We start from the raw sequence: 22,519 nt of genomic DNA, 5'->3' as shown, positions 1-22,519 counted from the left end.
GACGAGGCCTATCATGCCCATCGAATGGCTCTGCAAACACCACTCGGACCTTGGCAAGGAACAGCTCTACGCCATCCTCAAACTGCGCTCGGAAGTATTCGTCGTTGAACAGAAATGCCCCTATCTGGACATCGACGGGGAGGACCTGGCCAGTGACACCTGCCACTTGATGGCATGGCAGGACGACACGCTGGTGGCTTATCTGCGCCTGCTCGACCCCACGTCGCAGGGCGGTGACGTGGTGATCGGTCGGGTGCTGATCGCACCGCACGCACGCGCAAAAGGCCTGGGGCATGAACTGATGGAGCAAGGTTTGAAGCATGCCGAGCAGCTCTGGCCCGACGTGCCGGTGTACCTGTCAGCACAAGCACATCTGCAGGACTACTACGCCCGTCATGGCTTCAAGGTCGCAGGTGAGGCCTACCTGGAGGACGGTATTGCGCATGTCGGCATGCGCCGCTAGCCACTGACCTCCACGGCGCATGGCGCAGTCGCCTGCGCAGCGGTATCAGGGATAACCCAGCACCTCGCGGATGTGCCCCAGGTGCTGGAGGACCCACTGAGGATCAATCGCTCCCCAGTCACGAATACGGTAATGCCCGGCATGATTGCGCGCCCCAGCCTGCTGTTCGAACTCGCAGAGGATGTCCAGGTCACTCAACGCAGCAATCGTGTCCTGAGCGGTACGCCGTGGCATGCCAGTGGCCTCCATCAGGGCGGGAACGCTGCTGGCGGTCTGGCTGTCGATCAACCAGGCAACGTAAAGGCGGCGGTAGAAGCTGGTCTTGGTCTTGCTCACATCCATCGGCAAATCCTTGTCAGTCAGGCCTGGGCAGGCAACTCCCGCCAGGTCAGGTAAACACGCAGGTCAAACTCCAGTTGATGGTAGCCTGGCTGCATGTACTCACAGAGCTGATAGAAGGCCTTGTTGTGCTCGGCCTCCTTGAAATGCGCCAGCTCATGCACCACGATCATGCGCAGAAACTGCGGGGCCGCCTCCTTGAACAACGAGGCAATACGTATCTCTTTCTTCGCCTTGAGTTTGCCACCTTGCACCCGCGACACCGCCGTGTGCAAACCCAGTGCCCGGTGTGTCAGGTCGAGCCGATTGTCGAACAGGACCTTGTCCAGGTTCGGCGCATTGCGCAGGTACTCCTGCCTGATGGCCTGGGCATAGGCGTACAACGCCTTGTCGCTCTGCACCTGATGCCGCTCGCTATAGCGCTGCGCCAGATAATCACCCAGGCGGTTGCTGGCGATCATCTGGCGCACCTGATCTTGCAGGTTGGCGGGGTAGGCTTGCAGGTACTTGAGGACGGTCATGGCTACAGCTGAATAGATAAAGACGCAGTGTAACCAACTACCGGTGCTGCCAGTCAAAAAACGCCGGAAAAGCCCCCGCATCCTCGGTCGTCAATGGGTGCGCCACCAAAAAGCCCTGGACGTACTCACACCCATTGGCCTGAAGCCAGTCGGCCTGAGCACGTGACTCGACCCCCTCGGCAATCACGCTGATGCCGTACTGCCGGCACAACTCAATGACGGCGCGAACCAGTACTGCATCCATCGTCGACTCGGGCAACCTGGCGACCAGATGACGGTCGAGTTTAAGGGTGTCTATCGGCAAATCGCGCAGCATGCGCAATGAACAGTCGCCAGCGCCAAAGTCGTCCAGCGCCACCCGCACCCCCAATTGCCGCAGGCGCTGCAATTGCTTGAGCGCGATATCGTTACTGAAATTCAACGAGGTTTCAGCAACCTCGACCTCCAACTGCGCCGGTATCAGGCCATGGCCCTGAATGACCCGCCCGAGCTCTTCGGCCAGGTTCGGCATCGAGAACTGGGCCCGACTCAGGCTGATACTCAACACAACCTCAGCCCCCAACACATTCCCCCAGGCCTTGCGCTGCGCGGCACCCTGCTGATAGATCCAACTGGCCAGCCGGGTAATCAGCCGCGCCTCCTCCAGCAACGGAATGAACAACCCTGGCGGCACATCGCCAACACTTGGGTGCTGCCAGCGCAACAGCGCCTCGAAGCCTCGCAAGCGGCCATCGGCAAATGCAACCTGCGGCTGATAGACCAGGTTGAAATCGTGGTTCTCGATAGCATCACGCACGCTGTCTTCGAGCATCAAGCGCGAACGTGCACGCCCATTGAGCTCCTGATCGTAATAGCGGTACTGCTGACGACCCGCCTGTTTCGCCGCGTACATGGCAGCATCGGCAGCACGCAGCAGCCCGGCAAGGCCTGTGTCGCAATCAGGACACGTGGCAATGCCGATGCTGACACCCAAGGTGACTTCCATGCCATCGATCAATTGGCAGATCGACATCCGTTCGATCAGCCTTTCCGCGAAACGAGCCGCCTGCTCCGGGTAGTCCAGCGCATCAAGCAGGGCGGTAAACTCATCACCGCCCATGCGCCCGAGGATCGCATGCGCCCCCAGGCAATCCTTCAGTTGCTCGGCCACCCAATGCAACACCCGGTCGCCGGCTTCATGACCCAGCGTATCGTTGACGCGCTTGAAGCCATCCAGGTCCAGGTACATCAGGGCCTGCGCCTTTGGGGAATGCTCACTGCGCAGCAACACGCTTTCCGCCGCCTGACAGAACCCCCGGCGATTGAGCAGGCCGGTCAACGGATCAGTGACCGCCTGATGTTCAAGCTGCTGATGCAGGCTGCGCACCACTGACATGTCCAGCACCGTCACAACCATCGCCTGCTGCTCGCCAGGCAGTGGCGCGCAGGACAATGCCACCGGCAGCAACTGGCCGGTTCCAGTACGCAGCACAGCATCATGCAGGCGGTAGATTTCACGGCTCTGGTAAGCCTGGTAGAACGCTGAATCGCGCCACAGGGTAGCCTCTGGCGTCTGCAGGAAGGTCAGCAGACCCACACCTTGCAAACGCTCGACGGGCATTTCAAGCAAGCGTGAAATCGCCGGATTCGCAAATTCGATGAGGCCATTCTCGGCCACGACCAGAATGCCTTCAGCGGCATTTTCAAGCACCGACGCATTGAAAGCGCGCGCCGTCTCCAGATCGCGACTCAGGCGTTGCAGCTCACGGCGATTGCGCTGCTGTTCAAGCAGTGCCTGCACCTTGGGCTTGAGAATTTGCGGGTCAAAAGGCTTGAACAGGTAATCAACAGCCCCGCTGGCATAGCCCTTGAGCACAGCCGCCTGGGACTGCTCATTGGCTGTCAGGAAAATAATCGGGGTCATGCGTGTACGCTGGCTGCCACGCATCAGGCGGGCCACTTCGAATCCATCCATCTCCGGCATTTGCACATCAAGCAGTACGAGGTCCACTTCATGCTCGAGCAGCGCGCTCAGCGCTTCTCTCCCGGAGCTTGCCGTCAGTACCTGCCAGTCTCGTCGGGCCAACAGCGCCCGCATGCTGATCAGGTTTTCAGGGTAATCATCAACGACCAGCAACACCGAGTTGCCGTTTTGATGCTGAGTATGCGCGCAATCCATGCTGCTTCTCTTATGAGACCGATCTCTACTTCGGCTGAAATCTGAACCTAACTCTAGTCGTGGCAGCCATAAATCTGAAGCCAGCATCCCGTGATCACGTAATGAAACGGGCGCTCACCGACTAACGGTCTGTCCGAACGAGCCAACACGGTCCTGTGCTTGGCTCGCAAAAACAAAAAACCCGCATCGCTGCGGGTTTTCCGGGTTACCGGGCTTAGTTGACCTTGGCAGCCAGCTCACCTTTGGCATAACGCTGGAACATGCCTTCCAGGGAGATCGGCTTGATCTTCGAGGCATTACCGGCAGTACCGAAGGCTTCGTAGCGGGCGATGCAGACGTCACGCATGGCCTTGACGGTTTCGGCGAAGAACTTGCGTGGGTCGAACTCGCTTGGGTTCATCGCCATGTGACGGCGCATCGCACCGGTAGAGGCCAGACGCAAGTCAGTGTCGATGTTGACCTTGCGCACGCCGTACTTGATGCCTTCGACGATTTCTTCAACCGGTACGCCGTAGGTCTCTTTGATCTCACCGCCGTACTGGTTGATGATCGCCAGCCACTCTTGCGGAACCGAAGAAGAACCGTGCATCACCAGGTGGGTGTTAGGAATGCGCTTGTGGATTTCCTTGATACGCTCGATTGCCAGGATGTCACCGGTTGGCGGCTTGGTGAACTTGTAGGCACCGTGGCTGGTGCCGATGGCAATGGCCAGGGCATCGACCTGAGTCTTCTTGACGAAGTCTGCCGCTTCTTCCGGGTCGGTCAGCATCTGGCTGTGATCCAGCACGCCTTCTGCACCGATGCCGTCTTCTTCGCCAGCCATACCGGTTTCCAGCGAGCCCAGGCAGCCCAGCTCACCTTCTACGGAAACGCCACAGGCGTGAGCCAAGGCCACGGTCTGCTGAGTAACGCGAACGTTGTACTCGTAGTCGGTTGGCGTCTTGCCGTCTTCACCCAGCGAGCCGTCCATCATGACCGAGCTGAAACCCAGCTGAATCGAACGCTGGCAGACATCCGGGCTGGTGCCGTGGTCCTGGTGCATGCACACCGGGATATGCGGGAATTCTTCGATTGCGGCCAGAATCAGGTGACGCAGGAATGGGGCGCCAGCGTATTTACGGGCACCGGCCGAGGCCTGGACGATCACCGGGGAGTCGGTCTTGTCGGCCGCTTCCATGATGGCGCGCATTTGCTCAAGGTTGTTGACGTTGAAAGCTGGAACGCCGTAGCCAAATTCAGCGGCGTGGTCCAGCATCTGGCGCATGCTAATGAGTGCCATGTTATGTGTCTCTCCCGACGAGGGTCGTTAATCGTGCAAGCCTGCCGTAGCGGCGGCTGCTATTCAAGTAGTGTGGACCAGCGCACGCTGGCCCGGCCAGTCACGGTGCCTTGCAGCCCCGTCCTATCAAATCGTTGGTTGCTACCCAGTACACCAGGCCTTCGTTACCTTGGGTGTGGAAGGCCAATACACCATCGCTGTACAGCGCTCCGGAAGCCCCCGGCTCAGGCTTGAGCCGATAGACCCGATCGCCGCCGCCCAGTCGAACATCCATGGACTGCTGGTGGCTATCGGCAAGGCGCCAGAACACTTCTGCCTGACTGTCGCACACCCAGCGTGTCCAGTTACCCGCAACCGGCTGAGGATTGCTCACGCAGCCTGCCAATGTCGCCAAGCCCATCAGGGCCAGAACGCGTTTCATCACATGTCCTCTAAGACCACAACACGGTCAGCGGGTTGCATTGAATCACTGAATCACTCAAGGGCAACCATGCGCCTGACGCTGATGCTCGTCGTCATACTTTTCCAGGCCATCCGGGCCAAGCCTTTTACTGATGACCGGCGCGGTTTCGGCCTGCCATTCAGACTGGTAGCAGCCGCCCTTCGACACACCCGCCTGGTTCGCCTCAGGCGCGGCGGTGCTGGAGCAGCCACTCAGCACTGCCGCCAGGATCACCACAGGCAATAGTTTGACCATCAGGCTGCTCCCTTTGCCAGGCACTGAACGATTCAGGCCTTGGCCCGTTGTTCCAGCATGTCGACCGCCGGCAAGACCTTGCCCTCGACGAATTCGAGGAAGGCACCACCGCCAGTAGAAATGTAGGAGATATCAGCACCGACACCATACTTGTCGATAGCGGCCAGGGTGTCGCCACCACCGGCAATGGAGAACGCTTCGCTCTGGGCGATGGCGTGCGCCAGTACCTTGGTGCCATTACCGAACTGGTCGAACTCGAAGACGCCAACCGGACCGTTCCAGAGAATGGTCTTGGAGGACTTCAGCAGCTCGGCAAAGTGCTCAGCGGTTTTCGGCCCGATATCGAGGATCATGTCGTCATCGGCAACGTCAGCAACGGCCTTGACGGTGGCAGCAGCGCTTTCGGCAAATTCCTTGGCAACCACCACATCCACCGGCAGCGGCACGCTGACCTTGGCCGCAATGGCTTTGGCGGTTTCAACCAGATCAGGTTCGTACAGCGACTTGCCGACCTTGTAGCCCGCTGCCGCCAGGAAGGTGTTGGCGATGCCACCACCGACGATCAGTTGATCGCAGATCTGGCTCAGGCTGTTCAGTACGTCCAGCTTGGTGGAAACCTTGGAGCCGGCAACGATGGCCGCCATTGGCTTGGCCGGGGCGCCCAGCGCCTTGCCCAGCGCGTCCAGCTCAGCGGCCAGCAGAGGGCCCGCCGCCGCGACCTTGGCGAACTTGGCAACGCCGTGGGTCGAACCCTCGGCGCGGTGAGCAGTACCGAACGCATCCATGACGAAGACGTCGCACAGGGCGGCGTACTTCTGGGCCAGTTCATCGGCGTTCTTCTTCTCACCTTTGTTGAAGCGCACGTTCTCGAACAGCACAACGTCACCGGCCTTGACCTCAACGCCATCGAGGTAATCGGCGATCAGCGGTACATCGCGACCCAGCGCCTTGCTGAGGTAGTCGGCAACCGGCTTAAGGCTGTTTTCGGCGGAAAATTCGCCTTCGCTCGGACGCCCCAGGTGAGAGCAAACCATCACGGCCGCACCCTTTTCCAAGGCCAGCTTGATGGTCGGCAGCGAAGCAAGGATACGCGCATCGCTGGCAACCACACCGTCCTTGACAGGAACGTTGAGGTCTTCGCGGATCAGTACGCGCTTACCGTGCAGATCGAGGTCGGTCATCTTCAAAACGGTCATGAATGCAGTCCTTCAGGGCTGTTTGCGAGTGGTGCAAGTGGGGTCGGCGACACGCAGGTAATGACCGGCGACGTCGAGCATACGGTTGGCGAAACCCCATTCGTTGTCGAACCAGGCCAACAGGTTCACCAGCCGGGGGCCGGAAACACGGGTCTGGCTGGCATCGACAATGGCCGAATGCGGGTCATGGTTAAAGTCGCAGCTGGCATGCGGCAATTCAGTGTAGGCCAGCAGGCCGTGCAGCGGGCCACTCAAGGCTGCTTCACGGAGTACCTGATTGACCTGCGCGGCATCAGTGTCGCGCGAGGTCTGCAGGGTGATATCCAGGCACGAAACGTTCACCGTCGGCACCCGTACCGCTTTGGCCTGGATTCGACCGGCAAGTTCCGGCAACAGGCGCTCGATACCTCGCGCCAGGCCCGTGGAAACCGGAATCACGGACTGGAAGGCCGAACGCGTGCGGCGCAGGTCTTCGTGATGATAGGCATCAATGACGGGCTGATCGTTCATCGCCGAGTGAATGGTCGTGATCGACACATACTCAAGGCCAAAGGCCTCATCCAGCACCCGTAACAGCGGCACACCGCAGTTGGTGGTACAGGATGCGTTCGAGACCAGACGCTCATGCCCGGTCAGGCAGCCCTGGTTGATGCCATAGACGATGGTGGCGTCGACATCTGCCTCGCTCGCCATCGGCTGGGAAAACAGCACACGTGGCGCACCGGCATCCAGAAACCGTTGGCCATCGGCGCGGGTGTTATAGGCACCGGAGCACTCCAGCACCAGATCGATATCCAGTGCAGCCCAGTCGATACCTTCCGGGGTTGCACTGCGCAGTACTTTCACGCAGTCGCCGTTGATGTGCAGGCAATCGCCGTCGACCTTCACCTCACCGGGGAAACGTCCATGGGTGGAGTCAAAGCGCGTGAGGTACTCGAGGCTGGCCTGATCAGCCAGATCGTTCAAGGCGACGATCTCGAAACCGGCCTTCGACCCGCGCTCGAACAAAGCACGCAAGACACAACGACCAATACGGCCATAGCCGTTGAGTGCAACTCTATAAGGGCGCGGTTGGGACATAGAATGCTCACGGAACAGAAGCGTTATTCTGCAGCCTGTGGAAAACGCGGTGCGTTCAATCGCTGGCACGCCAGCGCCCACAGGAATCTCGATGCCCCTGTGGGCGCTGGTTTGCCGGCGAAACGCCGACACCAGCCCCCACAGGGCAACGCGATCAGTCTTCCAGCAGCTCTTCGGCGGTGCCCAGGATGTTCTCCAGGGTGAAGCCGAATTCTTCGAACAGGGCTGGCGCAGGGGCCGACTCGCCGAAGGTGGTCATACCGATGATGCGACCTTCCAGGCCCACGTACTTGTACCAGAAGTCCGCGTGAGCAGCTTCAATGGCGATACGTGCGCCAACTTCGACTGGCAGAACGGCTTGCTTGTAGCCAGCGTCCTGGGCGTCGAACACGGTGGTGCAAGGCATCGATACCACACGGACCTTGCGGCCCTGCTCGGTCAGTTTGTCGTAGGCCTGAACGGCCAGGCCCACTTCCGAACCGGTGGCGATCAGGATCAGCTCTGGCTCGCCAACGCTGTCCTTGAGCACATAACCGCCACGCGCGATATCCGCCACTTGAGCCGCATCGCGTGGCTGGTGTGGCAGGTTCTGACGCGAGAAGATCAGTGCCGAAGGGCCGTCGTTACGCTCAACGGCGAACTTCCAGGCCACCGCCGACTCGACCGCATCGGCCGGGCGCCAGGTGTCCAGGTTCGGCGTGCAGCGCAGGCTGGCCAGTTGCTCGATTGGCTGGTGGGTCGGGCCGTCTTCGCCCAGGCCGATGGAGTCGTGGGTGAACACATACAGCACACGCTTCTTCATCAGCGCCGACATGCGCACAGCGTTGCGGGCGTATTCCATGAAGATCAGGAAGGTCGCGCCGTACGGCACGAAACCACCGTGCAGGGCCACGCCATTCATGATGGCGCTCATGCCGAATTCACGTACGCCGTAGAACATGTAGTTGCCGCTGGCGTCTTCAGCGCTGACACCCTTGCAGCCTTTCCACAGGGTCAGGTTGGAGCCGGCCAGGTCAGCCGAACCGCCAAGGAATTCAGGCAGCAACGGGCCGAAGGCATTCAGTGCGTTCTGGCTGGCCTTGCGGCTGGCGATGGTTTCGCCCTTGGCCGCAACGTCGGCGATGTAGGCAGCGGCTTTTTCCGAGAAATCGGCCGGCAGTTCACCGCTCAGGCGACGTTTCAGTTCGCTGGCCAGTTCAGGGAAGGCTGCGGCATAGGCGTCAAAACGAGCATTCCATTCGGCCTCAACAGCCTTGCCGGCTTCCTTGGCGTCCCATTCGGCGTAGATGTCGGCCGGGATCTCGAATGGACCGTGGTTCCAGTTCAGCTCTTTGCGCGCCAGGGCGATTTCGTCGTTACCCAGTGGAGCACCGTGGCAGTCTTCCTTGCCCTGCTTGTTCGGCGAACCGAAACCGATGATGGTCTTGCAGCAGATCAGGGTTGGCTTATCGCTCTTGCGAGCGGTCTCGATGGCGGTCTTGATCTCGTCGGCATCGTGACCGTTGACGTTGCGGATCACCTGCCAGTTGTAGGCTTCGAAACGCTTCGGCGTGTCATCCGTGAACCAGCCTTCGACTTCACCATCGATGGAGATGCCGTTGTCATCGTAGAAGGCAATCAGCTTGCCCAGGCCCAGGGTGCCGGCCAGGGAAGCGACTTCATGGGAAATACCTTCCATCATGCAGCCATCACCCAGGAAAACGTAGGTGTGGTGGTCGACGACGTTGTGGCCTTCACGGTTGAACTGGGCGCCCAGCACCTTCTCGGCAATGGCGAAGCCCACGGCGTTGGCCAGGCCCTGACCGAGCGGGCCGGTGGTGGTCTCGACACCTGGGGTGTATCCATACTCCGGGTGGCCCGGGGTACGGCTGTGCAACTGACGGAAGTTCTTCAGGTCGTCGATCGACAGGTCGTAGCCGGTCAGGTGCAGCAGCGAGTAAATCAGCATCGAACCGTGGCCGTTCGACAGCACGAAGCGGTCGCGGTCGGCAAAAGCCGGGTTGCTCGGGTTGTGCTTCAGGTAGTCACGCCAAAGAACTTCGGCGATATCCGCCATGCCCATAGGGGCACCTGGGTGGCCGCTGTTGGCCTTTTGCACGGCATCCATGCTGAGGGCACGAATGGCGTTGGCACGCTCACGACGGCTGGGCATCGCTTATCTCCTGGGGCTTGAATAAGTAACGGGACAGAAAAAGGCGGCCATTTTCGCCCAGTCACAGGCTCGGGGGCAATGACGGATGGTCGCTGTCGGGTGATTTTCCTGTGATTGAGGTTGGTTTTGGCGAATCGCCCGGTCAAACAGCCGAATTTGTCGCCGGACATGCCTTTGCACAGCCCACTCATCGCGCAATATCAAAACTTTTTGATATTGCGCTTGCGACAGCGGAGGTCGCTGACTAGACTGCCGCCCCATGAACCTACGCGTGCCGTCAGTCCGCCATGAGCAAAGCGACGAGCTGGCGGCCCTGTGCAAGGCCGGCGGCGATCCGCTGCGCCTGAATGTGTTGCGTGCACTGGCCAACGATTCGTTTGGCGTACTGGAACTGGCGCAGATCTTCGCGATCGGCCAGTCCGGCATGAGCCACCACTTGAAGGTACTGGCTCAAGCCACACTGGTCGCCACACGCCGTGAAGGCAATGCCATCTTCTACCGCCGCGCCCTGCCCGACAGCCTTCGCCTGGGTGGCAAGCTGCATGCAGCGCTGCTGGAAGAAGTGGACAGCCTGTCGTTGCCGGCCGAGGTGCAGGCACGTATGGCCCTCGTGCAACAACGCCGCGCGGCCACCAGCCAGGATTTTTTCCAGCGTGTAGAAGAAAAGTTTCGTGCCCAGCAGGACCTGATCGCTGGCCTCGCACAGTACCGCGAGAGCCTGCTGAGCCTGCTCGACAAGCTAAGCTTCGCCCCCGGCGCCAGCGCGCTTGAAGTCGGCCCGGGCGATGGCGAGTTCCTACCCGAACTGGCCAAGCGTTTCGAGCAGGTAACCGCCCTGGACAACAGCCCGACCATGCTCGAACTGGCGCGTCAGGTGTGCCAGCGCGAGCGTCTGGCTAACGTAAACCTGCAGTTGGCCGATGCACTCAGTGCAACGGATGTCGACGCCGACTGCGTGGTGCTGAACATGGTCTTGCACCACTTCAGTGCTCCGGCCGATGCCCTGCGGCAACTGGCCACCCGTGTCAAACCAGGCGGCAGCCTGTTGGTTACAGAGTTGTGCAGCCACGACCAGAGTTGGGCCAGAGAGGCCTGCGGTGATCTCTGGCTGGGCTTTGAGCAGGACGACCTGGCCCGCTGGGCCAATGCTGCGGGACTGGCTCCCGGGGACAGCCTCTATGTGGGCTTACGTAATGGTTTCCAGATTCAGGTCCGCCATTTTCAGCGACCGACTGGCGACACTCACCATCGGTAAATATTTAGGAACCCGTCGAGATGAGCGAATACTCCCTTTTCACGTCCGAGTCTGTGTCTGAAGGGCATCCGGACAAAATCGCCGACCAGATTTCGGACGCCGTACTGGACGCAATCATCGCCCAGGACAAATACGCCCGTGTCGCTTGCGAAACCATGGTGAAAACCGGCGTAGCGATCATTGCTGGCGAAGTCACCACATCGGCCTGGGTCGACCTCGAAGAAATCGTTCGTAAAGTCATCATCGACATCGGCTACAACAGCTCCGACGTCGGCTTCGACGGCGCCACCTGCGCTGTGATGAACATCATCGGCAAACAGTCCGTGGACATCGCCCAGGGCGTTGACCGCAGCAAGCCGGAAGACCAGGGCGCGGGCGACCAGGGCCTGATGTTCGGCTACGCCAGCAACGAAACCGACGTGCTGATGCCAGCACCGATCTGCTTCTCTCACCGTCTGGTCCAGCGCCAGGCCGAAGCCCGCAAATCCGGCCTGCTGCCATGGCTGCGTCCGGATGCCAAGTCGCAGGTCACCTGCCGTTACGAAGACGGCAAGGTCGTCGGTATCGACGCCGTCGTCCTGTCCACCCAGCACAACCCTGAAGTCTCCCACAAGGACCTGCAGGAAGCTGTGATGGAGCTGATCGTCAAGCACTCCCTGCCTGCCGAACTGCTGCACAAAGGCACCCAGTACCACATCAACCCGACCGGTAGCTTCATCATCGGCGGCCCGGTAGGCGACTGCGGCCTGACCGGTCGCAAGATCATCGTCGACACCTACGGCGGCATGGCCCGTCACGGTGGTGGCGCATTCTCCGGTAAAGACCCATCCAAGGTTGACCGTTCCGCCGCCTACGCCGGCCGCTACGTGGCCAAGAACATCGTCGCCGCAGGCCTGGCCGATCGCTGCGAAATTCAGGTTTCCTACGCGATTGGCGTCGCTCAGCCGACGTCGATCTCGCTGAACACCTTCGGCACCGGCAAAATCAGCGATGACAAGATCATCCAACTGGTTCGCGAGCATTTCGACCTGCGTCCTTACGCAATCACCACCATGCTCGACCTGCTGCACCCGATGTACCAGGAAACTGCAGCCTACGGTCACTTCGGCCGTACTCCGCAGCTGAAGACAGTCGGTGACGACACCTTCACCACCTTCACCTGGGAGCGCACTGACCGCGCCGACGCCCTGCGCGCCGCTGCCGGTCTGTAAGTACTCTGCTTCCCCCCAAAGCCCCTGCCGGGTAACTGGCAGGGGCTTTTTTGTGCACCACAGATACATATGTACTGACAACTTCAAGCGCATTGGCCGCTGCAACTTTCCTAGGCTTTGTATTCCTCCCGCCGAGCAAGGATGCTCGCCATGCCTGCACTACTGTTTTCCTTTCTGCTGATGCTGCTCAGTACCGGCACCCTTGAGGCCAGCACCTGCCCCGAGTGGTCGCAACCCGATGCTCGCCAAGCGATAGAACACCTGCAACGCCGCCTCACCACCTGGGACGAGCAGTACCATGGCCAAGGCCGGTCCGAGGTCGATGACGAACTGTATGACCAGAGCCGTGCACGACTGCAGCAGTGGCAGCGCTGCTTTGCCCTCGACACACCGGCCGCCAACCCGCTGAGCAGTGCAAGCGGCCCCATCGCGCATCCGGTCCCACACACAGGCCTGCACAAGTTGCCCGATGAATCCGCCGTGCGTACCTGGCTTATGGCAAAGGACGATGTATGGGTGCAGCCCAAAGTCGATGGCGTTGCAGCCACACTTATCTACCGCCAAGGCCGACTGGTACACCTCATCAGTCGCGGCGACGGCACCCACGGGCACGACTGGAGCCGGCACATCCCCGTACTCAGCGCTGTGAACCAGACACTGCCGGAGCCCGTCGACCTGCTGCTCCAGGGCGAGCTTTACTGGCAACTGGACAACCATGTGCAAGCCCACAGCGGCAGCCTGAATGCCCGAGCCGATGTCGCCGGGCGCCTGGCCCGCAAGCAACTCAGTGACGCGGACGGTGCGCGCATCGGTCTGTTCGCCTGGGGCTGGCCAGCAGGCCCACAGGATCCAGCCAAACGCCTGGCGCGCCTGACCGAACTGGGTTTCCCCCTGATCGGCGAGTACAGCCAGCCAATCAGCAGCGCCAGCCAAGCCGCGCACTGGCGCGAGCACTGGTATCGCACCCCGCTGCCCTTCGCCAGCGATGGCGTGGTGCTACGCCAGGGCAGCCACCCGCCGCCCGAACGCTGGCAAGCCCACCCTCCGCACTGGACAGCCGCATGGAAGTACCCGCTTGCACAGGCGCTGGCGGAGGTGCGCGACGTGCAGTTCGGCATCGGTCGTACCGGACGCATCAACCCGATCATTCAGGTCGCTCCGGTGCAACTGGACGACCGAACGATACGTCAGGTGAGTGTTGGCTCCCTGCAGCGCTGGCAGCAACTGGACATCCGGCCCGGTGACCAGGTTGCCATCAGCCTGGCCGGCCTGACCATACCGAGGCTTGATGCGGTGGTGCACCGCAACCCACAACGCCAGCCACTTCAAGTACCCGACCCTGCGGCCTACCATCCGCTCAGTTGCTGGCAACCGACACCCGGCTGCCGGGCGCAGTTCCTGTCCCGACTGAACTGGCTAAGCGGCAAGCAAGGGCTGAACCTGACCGGTGTTGGCCAAGGCACCTGGGAGCGGCTGACCGACAGCGGCCATGTCACCCACCTGGTTGATTGGCTAGCCCTGCCCGACAGCCAACTGCAACACATACCGGGGCTGGGCGAACGCAGCAGCAAACACTTGCAACAAAACTTCGCACAGGCTCGCCAGCAGCCGTTTTCCCGCTGGATCCGCGCCCTGGGCATACCCGCGCCCAGCCACCTCGACCTGGGTGACAACTGGCTGGAGCTGGCACAACGCGACACTGCGCGCTGGCAACAGGAAGCGGGTATCGGCCCCAGACGAGCAGCCCAACTGAGCGCATTCTTCCAGGCACCTGAACTGCAAATGCTGGCCGATCAACTGCGCCAGCATGCAATCGAGGGTTTCTAAATTTCTCGGTTCAGGGCAGCATCAACGCTTCTGCTGTCCCGCCCCCTATGGAGCCCCTATGAAACTGCTTTCACCTCTTGCCCTGTTCGCGGCCTGTAGCTTCATGGCTGCACCGCTGCTGGCCGCTGAAGAGCAACCCGGCCTGACAGGCTGCGCAGCCAAACGCCAGGCGATCAGCGAACAGATAGAGCAGGCTCGCGCCCACGGCAACAGCGAACAACAGGCCGGCCTGGAAAAGGCCCTGAGCGAAGTGACAGCCAACTGCACCGATACCGGCCTGCGCAAGGAACGAGAGAAAAAGGTCCTGGAGGCTCGACACGAGGTCGCCCAGCGCCAGAATGACCTTGAAAAAGCCATGAAAAAAGGCGACGCGGAGCGCATCAACAAGCGCAAGGACAAACTGGCAGAGTCGCGCAAGGAGTTGCAGCACGCGCTGGATGAACTGGAAAAGTGACCGCGGCGCATGCCGGCGTCACCTGCATCGCCGACCGGTCAGCGATGCAGTGCTTGCGCTCAACTGATCAGTGATTGCGAAACTCGGTATGGCATGCCTTGCAAGCCTGCTCAACCTTTTGCATCGGCGCCGCCAGCTCTGCAGGCGTCAGCGGCTGATGACGGGTAACCGCGACCAGTTCACCGGTGGCGGCCTCCATCTGCCGGGCAAGCTCCTGGAAGCGCGCCTGCTTCTGCCAGACGTCTTCACGTGCACTGGAGTCCTTTTCCTCGCGCACCTGTGGAAAATGCTTCCACGGTTCGTGCGTCAGGCCATCAAGCTTCAGCGCGCCGTCGGCAAATTTCTGGCTGTCGAACGCCAGCCGCCCACGCAACATGCCGCCCAGGTCTTCGCTGGTCTTGAGCATCTGCTTGAAGATCGCCTTGCGCTGGCCCAGCGGCGAATTCGGATCGACACCGCCACAGGCGGTCAGGGTCATGCAGGCCAGCAGTACTACACAGAGTCGTTTGAACATCATGATCGCTTCGGCTCACAAAAAAGGCTGCCAGTATCCTCGCACGGCCCCCAAAGACCAATACCCTTATCAACACTAGGGGCTGCACGTGCTGCCCAGCACGCGGCAACCTCAGGAAATCGACACCCATGAAGATGACTTTCAGCCGCCTGAACTGGCTGCTACCCGTACTGGCCCTGCTGGCCGGTTGCAATGGCGGCAACCCGGAAAAACCCAAAACGCACGCAATAGCCACCTACACCAGTGCCACCTGGAAAGACCTGCCCCAGGTAAGCGACAGCGACCTGCTGGCGGGCTTCAACGCCTGGCGCAGCGCCTGCGAACGGCTCAAGAGCGATGCCACCTGGGCTGGCACCTGCAACGCTGCCGCAAACATCGCGGCAGAACCCGGTGCGGTTCGTACCTTTCTCCAGACCCGTCTTGACGTGTTCAGCCTGCGCTCGGCCGAAAACAGCGCCAACGGCCTGATCACCGGCTATTACGAGCCAGTCTACCCCGGCAGCCTGACACGCACCGACCACGCCGGCGTGCCGGTCTACGGCGTACCTGATGACCTGGTGGTCGTCGCGCTCGACAGCGTCTACCCGGAACTCAAGGGCAAACGCCTGCGCGGGCGCCTGGAAGGTCGCACCCTGAAACCCTATGACACCGCCGACACCATCCGTCGCCAAGGCGTGAACGCCCCCGTGTTGGCATGGCTGACCGATCCGATGGATCTGCAATTCCTGCAAATTCAGGGTTCAGGCCGTATTCAGCTGGACGATGGTCGCCAGTTGCGCATCGGCTACGCCGACCAGAACGGCCACCCCTATCGCCCTGTGGGTCGCTGGCTGGTCGAACAGGGCCAGTTGAAAAAAGAAGAGGTGACCATGGGCACTATTCATAGCTGGGCCGAGGCTAACCCGACGCGGGTACCGGAACTGCTCGCAAGCAACCCAAGCTATGTGTTCTTCAGCGCCCGCCCGGACAGCAACGAAGGCCCGCGCGGCTCACTCAACGTACCCCTGACTGCCGGCTATAGCGTGGCCATCGACCGCAAGGTAATCCCGCTGGGCAGCCTGTTGTGGCTGTCGACCACGCGCCCGGACGGCGCGCCGGTAGTGCGCCCGGTCGCGGCGCAGGATACCGGTGGCGCGATCACCGGTGAGGTCCGTGCAGACCTGTTCTGGGGTACCGGCAGCGAAGCCGGCAAACTGGCCGGTGACATGAAGCAACAAGGCCAGATCTGGTTGCTCTGGCCAAAGGGTGCGGCATTGCCAGACGTGCCTCAGGCCTGAGGGTCGATCAGGCCGATACGACGAAAAACGCGGCAATCACACCCATGCCTAGCGCCCAGACCAACGAGCGCAACAGCGCCCAGTCCGCCAGGTAGCAGATGATGTAGAGCAGACGGCTGGTGATGAACATCACCGCCAGCACGTCCTGCGTCACCTGCTCTGCGTTACCGACGACATCGGCAATGATCACTGCCGCGGCGAACGCCGGTGTCACCTCAAAACTGTTCAACTGCGCGGCATGGGCGCGCCGGGCGAACCCTTCGAGCGTATCGAGAAACGCGCGCGGGTCGTGATTCTCGCGCAAGCCGAAACGACCACCGCCGAACTTCGCCACACCGGTACACAGATAAGGCAGGAACAGCGCGATCAGTACACACCAGAAAGCTACGGTCATGGCAGGGTCCTTTTTTGGTTTCTCGGGTCAGAGTTTCATGATCAGCATGCCGATCAAGACCAGCGCACAAGCTAAGAGCCTAGGCCCGCCAAAAGGTTCTTTCAGGTAGCGCATGCCAAACAGCACCACCAGAATCACACTGACCTCTCGCAAAGCCGCCGCCTCTGCCACCGAACCCAATTGCATGGCCCAAAGCACCAAGGCATAGCTGAACAACACACAGAACCCAACCGCCAGGCCGAGCCGCCATTGCTCTCGCCAGAACAAGACGTAGGGCGCACGACGGGCCACGGCGGCCAACACGGGGAAAGGCCAGGCACTGATCAGGGTCAACCAGACCAGATAGTCCAGCGGCTGCGACCATAACTTGATCGCCGTACCGTCCAGCCAGGTGTAGCAACCGATACACAGGCCGATCAAGGCAACCACCGGCAGCATCGACCACGGCAGACGGTCACCGCCGCCACCCTGCCAGAGCAGGCAGGCCATGCCGCACGGGATCAGCAAAATGCCAATAATCTGCTGGGTGCTCAGCGACTCGCCAGCAAAGGTCAGGGTGAGCGCCAGCACCACCAAGGGCGACAAACCACGCATCAGCGGATAGACCAGGCCGAGGTCGCCCACCCGGTAGGCTTGAATCAACAGAAAACGGTAAAGCAACTCGAACAGTGCCGAGGCCAACATCCAGGGCCAGACCTCAGCCGGCGGCACCTGCACGAAGGCCACCATGACCAGCGCAAACAGCAATGCCACCGCATCCATACTGGCGATCACCAACAGGCGCTCGCCACTGAACTTGATCAGGGTATTCCAGGTTGCATGGAGCACCGCCGCAAGCAGTACCAGAGTCGTTGCCAGCACGTATCAGTTCCTTGGCAGGTCTTGGAAAAGCCATCACTGGCCATCTGCCCACCATACTAACCGCTTCTTGGTGAGGCACTGATGTGCAAGCCACTACAAGTTCCAATAACTTCGCAGGCAAGCCAGCTCCAACAGGGCTGCCGCTCATCGTGTAGGAGCCGGGCTTGCCCGCGATGACGTCGGCGCGGTACCAGTGAGTTCGCGGCGTTTGTATCGCAGGCAAGCCAGCTCCAACAGGGCTGCAGCTCATCTTGTAGGAGCCGGGCTTGCCCGCGATGGCGTCGGTGTGGTGCCAGTGAGTTCGCGGCGCTTGTATCGCAGGCAAGCCAGCGCCAACAGGGCTGCAGCTCATCTTGTAGGAGCCGGGCTTGCCCGCGATGGCGTCGGCGCGGTGCCAGTGAGTTCGCGGCGTTTGTATCGCAGGCAAGCCAGTTCCAACAGGGCTGCCGCTCATCTTGTAGGAGCCGGGCTTGCCCGCGATGGCGTCGGCGCGGTACCAGTGAGTTCGCGGCGCGTGCATCGCAGGCAAGCCAGCTCCAACAGGGCTGCAGCTCATCGTGTAGGAGCCGGGCTTGCCCGCGATGGCGTCGGCGCGGTGCCAGTGAGTTCACGGTGTTTGTATCGCATGCCTGCAGTTCATCTTGTAGGAGCGGGCTTGCCCGCGATGACGTCGGCGCGGTGCCAGTGAGTTCGCGGCGCTTGTATCGCAGGCAAGCCAGCGCCAACAGGGCTGCAGCTCATCGTGTAGGAGCCGGGCTTGCCCGCGATGACGTCGGCGCGGTACCAGCAAGTTCGCGGTGTTTGTATCGCAGGCAAGCCAGCTCCCACCGGGCCCCGGTCAAACCGTGTGGCAGGCTTGCCCGCGATGGCGTCGGTGTGGTGCCAGTGAGTTCGCGGTGTTTGTATCGCATGCCTGCAGTTCATCTTGTAGGAGCGGGCTTGCCCGCGATGACGTCGGCGCGGCACCAGTGATTTCGCGGCGCTTGTATCGCAGGCAAGCCAGCGCCTACAGGGTTGCAGTTCATTTTGTTGTAGGAAAGCACCGAAAATGCGCCGCCGTGACAGGGCACTCTGGCTGCCGAGGGGTCCTAGGACATATCCTACGAATTCTGTCGTTTCAGGGATGATTGCTCCCGGGGAAACTCGCCACTAGGCTCGGTAGGTCGCTGACACATCAGCGATCGGGTTTGGCGACCCGGCATCGTGGAGCAACTCTGCCTCATCTTTATGGCAGCTGTGCGCGGGAGGGCTCAGGCCCTGCCGGGTTGCTCCGTGTTCCGGTTCGCCAACCTGCGTACAGCTGCCACCCTATGCGTTTGGCGACCATTACGTGGCGGCTTCATTCATCACGGAGCTACGTAATGAAAAAAATCGTTCCCGATCCACCCGAATTCCACGAACTCAAAACCACCGAGAAACCATTCGGCCTGTGCGATGCCGGGCACCCTCAGCTCTTTGCGGTGCGGCCGGGCATCAGTGTCGAGGACGCACTGGTGCATGCCTCGCTGTACCTGAAGTGCGCCAGCCAGACCGGCCCGCTCATGGTTGAGTATTGCAAGGAGCCGGGCCGTGGTTTTGCCCAATCGACCCTGCATTCAGTGGAAATGGCCAAAGGCATCATCGATTCGCTGCTCGACAGCCTGGAAAGCCGCTACACGCAGCCCTCCTGAGGCCTTACGGTCGAGCCGCCAGCATGAATGCTTATTTGACCTCGGTGTCGAACTGATCCTTCATGTACTTGATTTCGGTGCGCCCGTGCGGTGCCGGCAAGCCGTCCTCACCAAGGTTGACGAAGACCATTTTGTCGACGGTGAGGATGCTCTTGCGGGTAATCTTGTTGCGCACTTCACACTTGAGAGTAATGGAGGTGCGGCCAAACTCGGTCGCGGTGATACCCAGCTCGATGATGTCGCCCTGGCGCGAAGCACTGACGAAGTTGATCTCCGACATGTACTTGGTCACCACACGCTGGTTGCCCAACTGGACGATAGCGTAAATCGCCGCTTCCTCGTCGATCCAGCGCAGCAGGCTGCCGCCGAACAGGGTGCCGTTAGGGTTGAGATCTTCAGGCTTTACCCATTTGCGAGTGTGGAAATTCATCTGTACTCCTGACCTTGCTTACCAATCGATGCCGCTAATCATGGCAGAGCCAGCGCACCGGCTCCATTTAACCTCGACTATGGTCTCGATTAATCGACAGAAAGCCTTGGGTAGGAGCCTCGGCATGGCTATAATCGCCATCGTTTCATAACGGTCATCTGCACTTGATACCGTTCCCGCCACCCATCCGAGGGGCGCTGCAGCAGGTTCATCCTGTCAGGCTCGGATGGGGCGTTGTCCTGCAAGGCTTGCCTGCAGACACTAAAACGCACAACGGCGCCCATTCGCACCTTACGAATGGAGGCTCTCAATGAGCGCTGTAAACACGCCTGCAGGTTTTACCGATTTTAAAGTTGCTGACATCTCCCTGGCCGCCTGGGGCCGCCGCGAGGTAATCATCGCCGAATCGGAAATGCCTGCACTGATGGGCCTGCGCCGCAAGTACCTGGAAGAGCAACCGCTCAAAGGTGCCAAGATTCTCGGCTGCATCCACATGACCATTCAGACTGCCGTGCTGATCGAAACCCTGGTTGCCCTGGGTGCCGAGGTACGCTGGTCGTCCTGCAACATTTTCTCCACTCAGGATCAGGCTGCCGCTGCCATCGCTGCTGCCGGCATCCCTGTATTCGCCTGGAAAGGCGAGACTGAAGAAGAGTACGAGTGGTGCATCGAGCAGACCATCCTCAAGGACGGTCAGCCATGGGACGCCAACATGGTGCTGGACGACGGTGGTGACCTGACCGAAATCCTGCACAAGAAATACCCGGCCATGCTGGAAAAAATCCACGGTGTGACCGAAGAAACCACCACCGGCGTACACCGCCTGCTCGACATGCTGGCCAAGGGCGAACTGAAAGTCCCGGCCATCAACGTCAACGACTCGGTCACCAAGAGCAAGAACGACAACAAGTACGGCTGCCGTCACAGCCTGAACGATGCGATCAAGCGCGGCACCGACCACCTGCTGTCGGGCAAGCAAGCCCTGGTCATCGGCTACGGTGACGTGGGCAAGGGTTCGGCCCAGTCCCTGCGTCAGGAAGGCATGATCGTCAAGGTCACCGAAGTCGACCCGATCTGCGCCATGCAAGCCTGCATGGACGGTTTCGAACTGGTTTCGCCATTCAAGGGCGGCATCAACACCGGTACCGAAGCCTGCATCGACAGCGACCTGCTGGGCAAGATCGACCTGATCGTTACCACCACCGGTAACGTCAACGTCTGCGACGCCAACATGCTCAAGGCCCTGAAGAAGCGCGCCGTGGTGTGCAACATCGGCCACTTCGATAACGAAATCGATACCGCGTTCATGCGCAAGAACTGGGCATGGGAAGAGGTCAAGCCGCAGGTGCACAAGGTACACCGCACCGGCCACGGCGACTTCGACCCACAGAACGACGACTACCTGATCCTGCTGGCCGAAGGCCGCCTGGTAAACCTGGGCAACGCCACCGGTCACCCAAGCCGCATCATGGACGGTTCGTTCGCCAACCAGGTCCTGGCCCAGATCTTCCTGTTCCAACAGCAGTTCGCCAACCTGTCGCCAGCCGAGAAAGCCGAGCGCCTGACCGTTGAAGTGCTGCCGAAGAAACTCGACGAAGAAGTAGCCCTGGAAATGGTCCGCGGCTTCGGCGGTGTGGTCACTCAACTGACCCAGCAGCAGGCCGAGTACATCGGCGTGTCCGTCGAAGGTCCGTTCAAGCCACACGCCTATCGCTACTGATGGGCCAAAGCCGGTGCCGCTCTCAAGCGTCACCGGCTTTTTCTTGAGCCGCACCGTTTGGGCGGCTTGCTTGATCGGTTTACCAGGATTTCGCCATGTCTCAGGAACGTCGCTACAGCTTCGAGTTCTTCCCGACCAAGACCGATGCTGGACATGAAAAACTGCTCGCCACTGCCCGTCAGCTGGCTACCTACAACCCCGACTTTTTCTCCTGCACCTACGGTGCCGGTGGCTCGACCCGCGACCGCACGCTCAACACCGTGCTGCAGCTGGAGAGCGAAGTAAAAGTCCCTGCCGCCCCGCACTTGTCATGCGTTGGCGACAGCACCAACGACCTGCGCACCCTGCTCGCCCAGTACAAGGCTGCGGGCATCAAGCGCATCGTTGCCCTGCGCGGCGACCTGCCGTCCGGCATGGGCATGGCCAGCGGCGAGTTGCGTCACGCCAATGACCTGGTTGAGTTCATTCGCAAGGAAAGTGGCGATCACTTCCACATCGAAGTCGCTGCTTACCCTGAAATGCACCCGCAAGCGCGCAACTTCGAGGACGACCTCGCCAACTTTGCACGCAAGGTCCAGGCGGGTGCGGACAGCGCCATCACCCAGTACTTCTTCAACGCCGACAGCTACTTCTACTTCGTCGAGCGCGTGCAGCAACTGGGCGTCGATATCCCTGTAGTGCCGGGCATCATGCCAATCACCAACTACAGCAAGCTGGCACGCTTCTCCGACGCCTGCGGCGCCGAGATTCCACGCTGGATCCGCAAGCAGCTGGAAGCCTATGGCGACGACGCGAAGAGCATCCAGGCCTTCGGCGAAGAAGTGATTACCCGCATGTGCGAGCAACTGCTGCAAGGCGGCGCACCGGGCCTGCACTTCTACACCCTGAACCAGGCCGAACCAAGCCTGGCAATCTGGAACAACCTCAAGCTGCCACGCTGACCGAAGCGGCGTTCGCGCCGCTTTCCAGTGCACTGCACGCTCGCGATTATTTGAACTTGAAGGTGCTCTAGCCTAGGCTA

22 protein-coding genes and 1 riboswitch are annotated in these 22,519 nt (G+C 60.8%); of the genes, 9 read left to right on the top strand and 13 right to left on the bottom strand.

Going from position 1 to position 22,519, the window contains the following annotated elements:
- Window positions 1–13 precede the first annotated feature (13 nt).
- Entirely contained in the window at window positions 14–463 is a 450-nt protein-coding gene (locus UIA24_RS04510; RefSeq protein WP_330522276.1) for a GNAT family N-acetyltransferase, read from the top strand.
- 45 nt (window positions 464–508) lie between these two features.
- On the opposite strand, the gene UIA24_RS04505 is transcribed toward UIA24_RS04510, so the two are convergent.
- The 9 genes from UIA24_RS04505 to tkt form a co-directional block, all read right to left on the bottom strand.
- Window positions 509–805, bottom strand: coding sequence for a winged helix-turn-helix domain-containing protein (locus UIA24_RS04505; protein WP_330522275.1), 297 nt, complete (start codon window positions 803–805; stop codon window positions 509–511).
- 17 nt (window positions 806–822) lie between these two features.
- Window positions 823–1,323: a YgjP-like metallopeptidase domain-containing protein gene (locus tag UIA24_RS04500; RefSeq protein WP_330522274.1), complete on the bottom strand. Its 501-nt coding sequence runs from the start codon at window positions 1,321–1,323 to the stop codon at window positions 823–825.
- A 37-nt stretch (window positions 1,324–1,360) separates the two neighbouring features.
- A complete protein-coding gene (locus UIA24_RS04495; protein WP_330522273.1) occupies window positions 1,361–3,481 on the bottom strand; it encodes a putative bifunctional diguanylate cyclase/phosphodiesterase in 2,121 nt (706 codons plus the stop codon).
- Between the two features lie 214 nt (window positions 3,482–3,695).
- Window positions 3,696–4,760: a class II fructose-bisphosphate aldolase gene (fba, locus tag UIA24_RS04490; protein ID WP_065760286.1), complete on the bottom strand. Its 1,065-nt coding sequence runs from the start codon at window positions 4,758–4,760 to the stop codon at window positions 3,696–3,698.
- Between the two features lie 100 nt (window positions 4,761–4,860).
- On the bottom strand, window positions 4,861–5,181 hold the full coding sequence (locus tag UIA24_RS04485; protein ID WP_099773386.1) for an MliC family protein: 321 nt from the start codon (window positions 5,179–5,181) through the stop codon (window positions 4,861–4,863).
- Window positions 5,182–5,238: 57 nt separating this feature from the next.
- The gene (locus UIA24_RS04480; protein ID WP_065760284.1) at window positions 5,239–5,457 is read right to left on the bottom strand and encodes a hypothetical protein; all 219 of its coding nucleotides are present in this window, start codon (window positions 5,455–5,457) and stop codon (window positions 5,239–5,241) included.
- A gap of 32 nt (window positions 5,458–5,489) precedes the next feature.
- Complete coding sequence (locus UIA24_RS04475) at window positions 5,490–6,653, bottom strand: phosphoglycerate kinase (RefSeq protein ID WP_065760283.1); 1,164 nt, start codon at window positions 6,651–6,653, stop codon at window positions 5,490–5,492.
- Window positions 6,654–6,665: 12 nt separating this feature from the next.
- Window positions 6,666–7,733 (bottom strand): erythrose-4-phosphate dehydrogenase, encoded by a 1,068-nt coding sequence (epd, locus tag UIA24_RS04470; protein ID WP_330522272.1) that lies wholly within the window; start codon window positions 7,731–7,733, stop codon window positions 6,666–6,668.
- 154 nt (window positions 7,734–7,887) lie between these two features.
- Window positions 7,888–9,885 carry a transketolase gene (gene tkt / locus UIA24_RS04465; protein ID WP_099773384.1) on the bottom strand — a complete coding sequence of 666 codons (1,998 nt, stop codon included), beginning with the start codon at window positions 9,883–9,885 and terminating at the stop codon, window positions 7,888–7,890.
- Between the two features lie 259 nt (window positions 9,886–10,144).
- Here tkt and UIA24_RS04460 point away from each other — a divergent pair, with 259 nt between their 5' ends.
- The 4 genes from UIA24_RS04460 to UIA24_RS04445 all read left to right on the top strand — a co-directional run bounded on the left by UIA24_RS04460 (window position 10,145) and on the right by UIA24_RS04445 (window position 14,632).
- Entirely contained in the window at window positions 10,145–11,140 is a 996-nt protein-coding gene (locus UIA24_RS04460; protein ID WP_065760280.1) for an ArsR/SmtB family transcription factor, read from the top strand.
- A gap of 20 nt (window positions 11,141–11,160) precedes the next feature.
- A complete protein-coding gene (metK, locus tag UIA24_RS04455; protein WP_065760279.1) occupies window positions 11,161–12,351 on the top strand; it encodes a methionine adenosyltransferase in 1,191 nt (396 codons plus the stop codon).
- Between the two features lie 150 nt (window positions 12,352–12,501).
- Window positions 12,502–14,178 (top strand): NAD-dependent DNA ligase LigB, encoded by a 1,677-nt coding sequence (gene ligB, locus UIA24_RS04450; protein WP_330522271.1) that lies wholly within the window; start codon window positions 12,502–12,504, stop codon window positions 14,176–14,178.
- Between the two features lie 58 nt (window positions 14,179–14,236).
- Entirely contained in the window at window positions 14,237–14,632 is a 396-nt protein-coding gene (locus UIA24_RS04445) for a DUF1090 domain-containing protein (RefSeq protein ID WP_102052705.1), read from the top strand.
- Window positions 14,633–14,699: 67 nt separating this feature from the next.
- Here the strand turns inward: UIA24_RS04445 and UIA24_RS04440 are convergent, their stop codons facing one another.
- The gene (locus UIA24_RS04440) at window positions 14,700–15,149 is read right to left on the bottom strand and encodes a c-type cytochrome (protein ID WP_102052704.1); all 450 of its coding nucleotides are present in this window, start codon (window positions 15,147–15,149) and stop codon (window positions 14,700–14,702) included.
- A gap of 125 nt (window positions 15,150–15,274) precedes the next feature.
- Here UIA24_RS04440 and mltA point away from each other — a divergent pair, with 125 nt between their 5' ends.
- Window positions 15,275–16,423: a murein transglycosylase A gene (mltA, locus tag UIA24_RS04435; protein ID WP_102052703.1), complete on the top strand. Its 1,149-nt coding sequence runs from the start codon at window positions 15,275–15,277 to the stop codon at window positions 16,421–16,423.
- A 7-nt stretch (window positions 16,424–16,430) separates the two neighbouring features.
- Here the strand turns inward: mltA and UIA24_RS04430 are convergent, their stop codons facing one another.
- A complete protein-coding gene (locus UIA24_RS04430) occupies window positions 16,431–16,817 on the bottom strand; it encodes an MAPEG family protein (RefSeq protein ID WP_065760274.1) in 387 nt (128 codons plus the stop codon).
- A 27-nt stretch (window positions 16,818–16,844) separates the two neighbouring features.
- Complete coding sequence (locus UIA24_RS04425) at window positions 16,845–17,678, bottom strand: EamA family transporter (RefSeq protein WP_099773381.1); 834 nt, start codon at window positions 17,676–17,678, stop codon at window positions 16,845–16,847.
- Between the two features lie 1,361 nt (window positions 17,679–19,039).
- On the opposite strand from UIA24_RS04425, the gene UIA24_RS04420 reads away from it, so the two are divergent.
- Complete coding sequence (locus UIA24_RS04420) at window positions 19,040–19,348, top strand: DUF3077 domain-containing protein (RefSeq protein WP_099773380.1); 309 nt, start codon at window positions 19,040–19,042, stop codon at window positions 19,346–19,348.
- Window positions 19,349–19,379: 31 nt separating this feature from the next.
- Here UIA24_RS04420 and UIA24_RS04415 read toward each other — a convergent pair whose 3' ends face one another.
- Window positions 19,380–19,778 (bottom strand): acyl-CoA thioesterase, encoded by a 399-nt coding sequence (locus tag UIA24_RS04415; RefSeq protein WP_065761755.1) that lies wholly within the window; start codon window positions 19,776–19,778, stop codon window positions 19,380–19,382.
- A gap of 183 nt (window positions 19,779–19,961) precedes the next feature.
- Window positions 19,962–20,067, top strand: a riboswitch (S-adenosyl-L-homocysteine riboswitch).
- A gap of 21 nt (window positions 20,068–20,088) precedes the next feature.
- Between UIA24_RS04415 and ahcY the strand changes: the two genes are divergently transcribed.
- Both ahcY and metF read left to right on the top strand, forming a co-directional pair.
- Entirely contained in the window at window positions 20,089–21,498 is a 1,410-nt protein-coding gene (gene ahcY, locus UIA24_RS04410; RefSeq protein WP_102052702.1) for an adenosylhomocysteinase, read from the top strand.
- Between the two features lie 95 nt (window positions 21,499–21,593).
- Window positions 21,594–22,439, top strand: a complete 846-nt coding sequence (gene metF / locus UIA24_RS04405) for a methylenetetrahydrofolate reductase [NAD(P)H] (RefSeq protein WP_099773379.1) — start codon at window positions 21,594–21,596, stop codon at window positions 22,437–22,439.
- Window positions 22,440–22,519: the final 80 nt, after the last annotated feature.

It is taken from the genome of Pseudomonas sp. AL 58 (assembly GCF_036348395.1).
GTDB lineage: Bacteria > Pseudomonadota > Gammaproteobacteria > Pseudomonadales > Pseudomonadaceae > Aquipseudomonas > Aquipseudomonas defluvii.
Note: the sequence above shows the minus strand (reverse complement) of the source record. Positions and strands in the feature narration are given on the sequence as shown.

Coding starts and splice junctions, on each gene's coding strand:
- UIA24_RS04500 (WP_330522274.1), bottom strand. CDS start 1,323: ATGACCGTCCTCAAGTACCTGCAAGCCTACCCCGCCAACCTGCAAGAT.
- metF (WP_099773379.1), top strand. CDS start 21,594: ATGTCTCAGGAACGTCGCTACAGCTTCGAGTTCTTCCCGACCAAGACC.
- UIA24_RS04510 (WP_330522276.1), top strand. CDS start 14: ATGCCCATCGAATGGCTCTGCAAACACCACTCGGACCTTGGCAAGGAA.
- UIA24_RS04495 (WP_330522273.1), bottom strand. CDS start 3,481: ATGGATTGCGCGCATACTCAGCATCAAAACGGCAACTCGGTGTTGCTG.
- tkt (WP_099773384.1), bottom strand. CDS start 9,885: ATGCCCAGCCGTCGTGAGCGTGCCAACGCCATTCGTGCCCTCAGCATG.
- UIA24_RS04460 (WP_065760280.1), top strand. CDS start 10,145: ATGAACCTACGCGTGCCGTCAGTCCGCCATGAGCAAAGCGACGAGCTG.
- fba (WP_065760286.1), bottom strand. CDS start 4,760: ATGGCACTCATTAGCATGCGCCAGATGCTGGACCACGCCGCTGAATTT.
- UIA24_RS04480 (WP_065760284.1), bottom strand. CDS start 5,457: ATGGTCAAACTATTGCCTGTGGTGATCCTGGCGGCAGTGCTGAGTGGC.
- UIA24_RS04420 (WP_099773380.1), top strand. CDS start 19,040: ATGAAAAAAATCGTTCCCGATCCACCCGAATTCCACGAACTCAAAACC.
- metK (WP_065760279.1), top strand. CDS start 11,161: ATGAGCGAATACTCCCTTTTCACGTCCGAGTCTGTGTCTGAAGGGCAT.
- mltA (WP_102052703.1), top strand. CDS start 15,275: ATGAAGATGACTTTCAGCCGCCTGAACTGGCTGCTACCCGTACTGGCC.
- epd (WP_330522272.1), bottom strand. CDS start 7,733: ATGTCCCAACCGCGCCCTTATAGAGTTGCACTCAACGGCTATGGCCGT.
- ligB (WP_330522271.1), top strand. CDS start 12,502: ATGCCTGCACTACTGTTTTCCTTTCTGCTGATGCTGCTCAGTACCGGC.
- UIA24_RS04475 (WP_065760283.1), bottom strand. CDS start 6,653: ATGACCGTTTTGAAGATGACCGACCTCGATCTGCACGGTAAGCGCGTA.
- UIA24_RS04445 (WP_102052705.1), top strand. CDS start 14,237: ATGAAACTGCTTTCACCTCTTGCCCTGTTCGCGGCCTGTAGCTTCATG.
- UIA24_RS04430 (WP_065760274.1), bottom strand. CDS start 16,817: ATGACCGTAGCTTTCTGGTGTGTACTGATCGCGCTGTTCCTGCCTTAT.
- UIA24_RS04415 (WP_065761755.1), bottom strand. CDS start 19,778: ATGAATTTCCACACTCGCAAATGGGTAAAGCCTGAAGATCTCAACCCT.
- UIA24_RS04485 (WP_099773386.1), bottom strand. CDS start 5,181: ATGAAACGCGTTCTGGCCCTGATGGGCTTGGCGACATTGGCAGGCTGC.
- UIA24_RS04505 (WP_330522275.1), bottom strand. CDS start 805: ATGGATGTGAGCAAGACCAAGACCAGCTTCTACCGCCGCCTTTACGTT.
- UIA24_RS04440 (WP_102052704.1), bottom strand. CDS start 15,149: ATGATGTTCAAACGACTCTGTGTAGTACTGCTGGCCTGCATGACCCTG.
- ahcY (WP_102052702.1), top strand. CDS start 20,089: ATGAGCGCTGTAAACACGCCTGCAGGTTTTACCGATTTTAAAGTTGCT.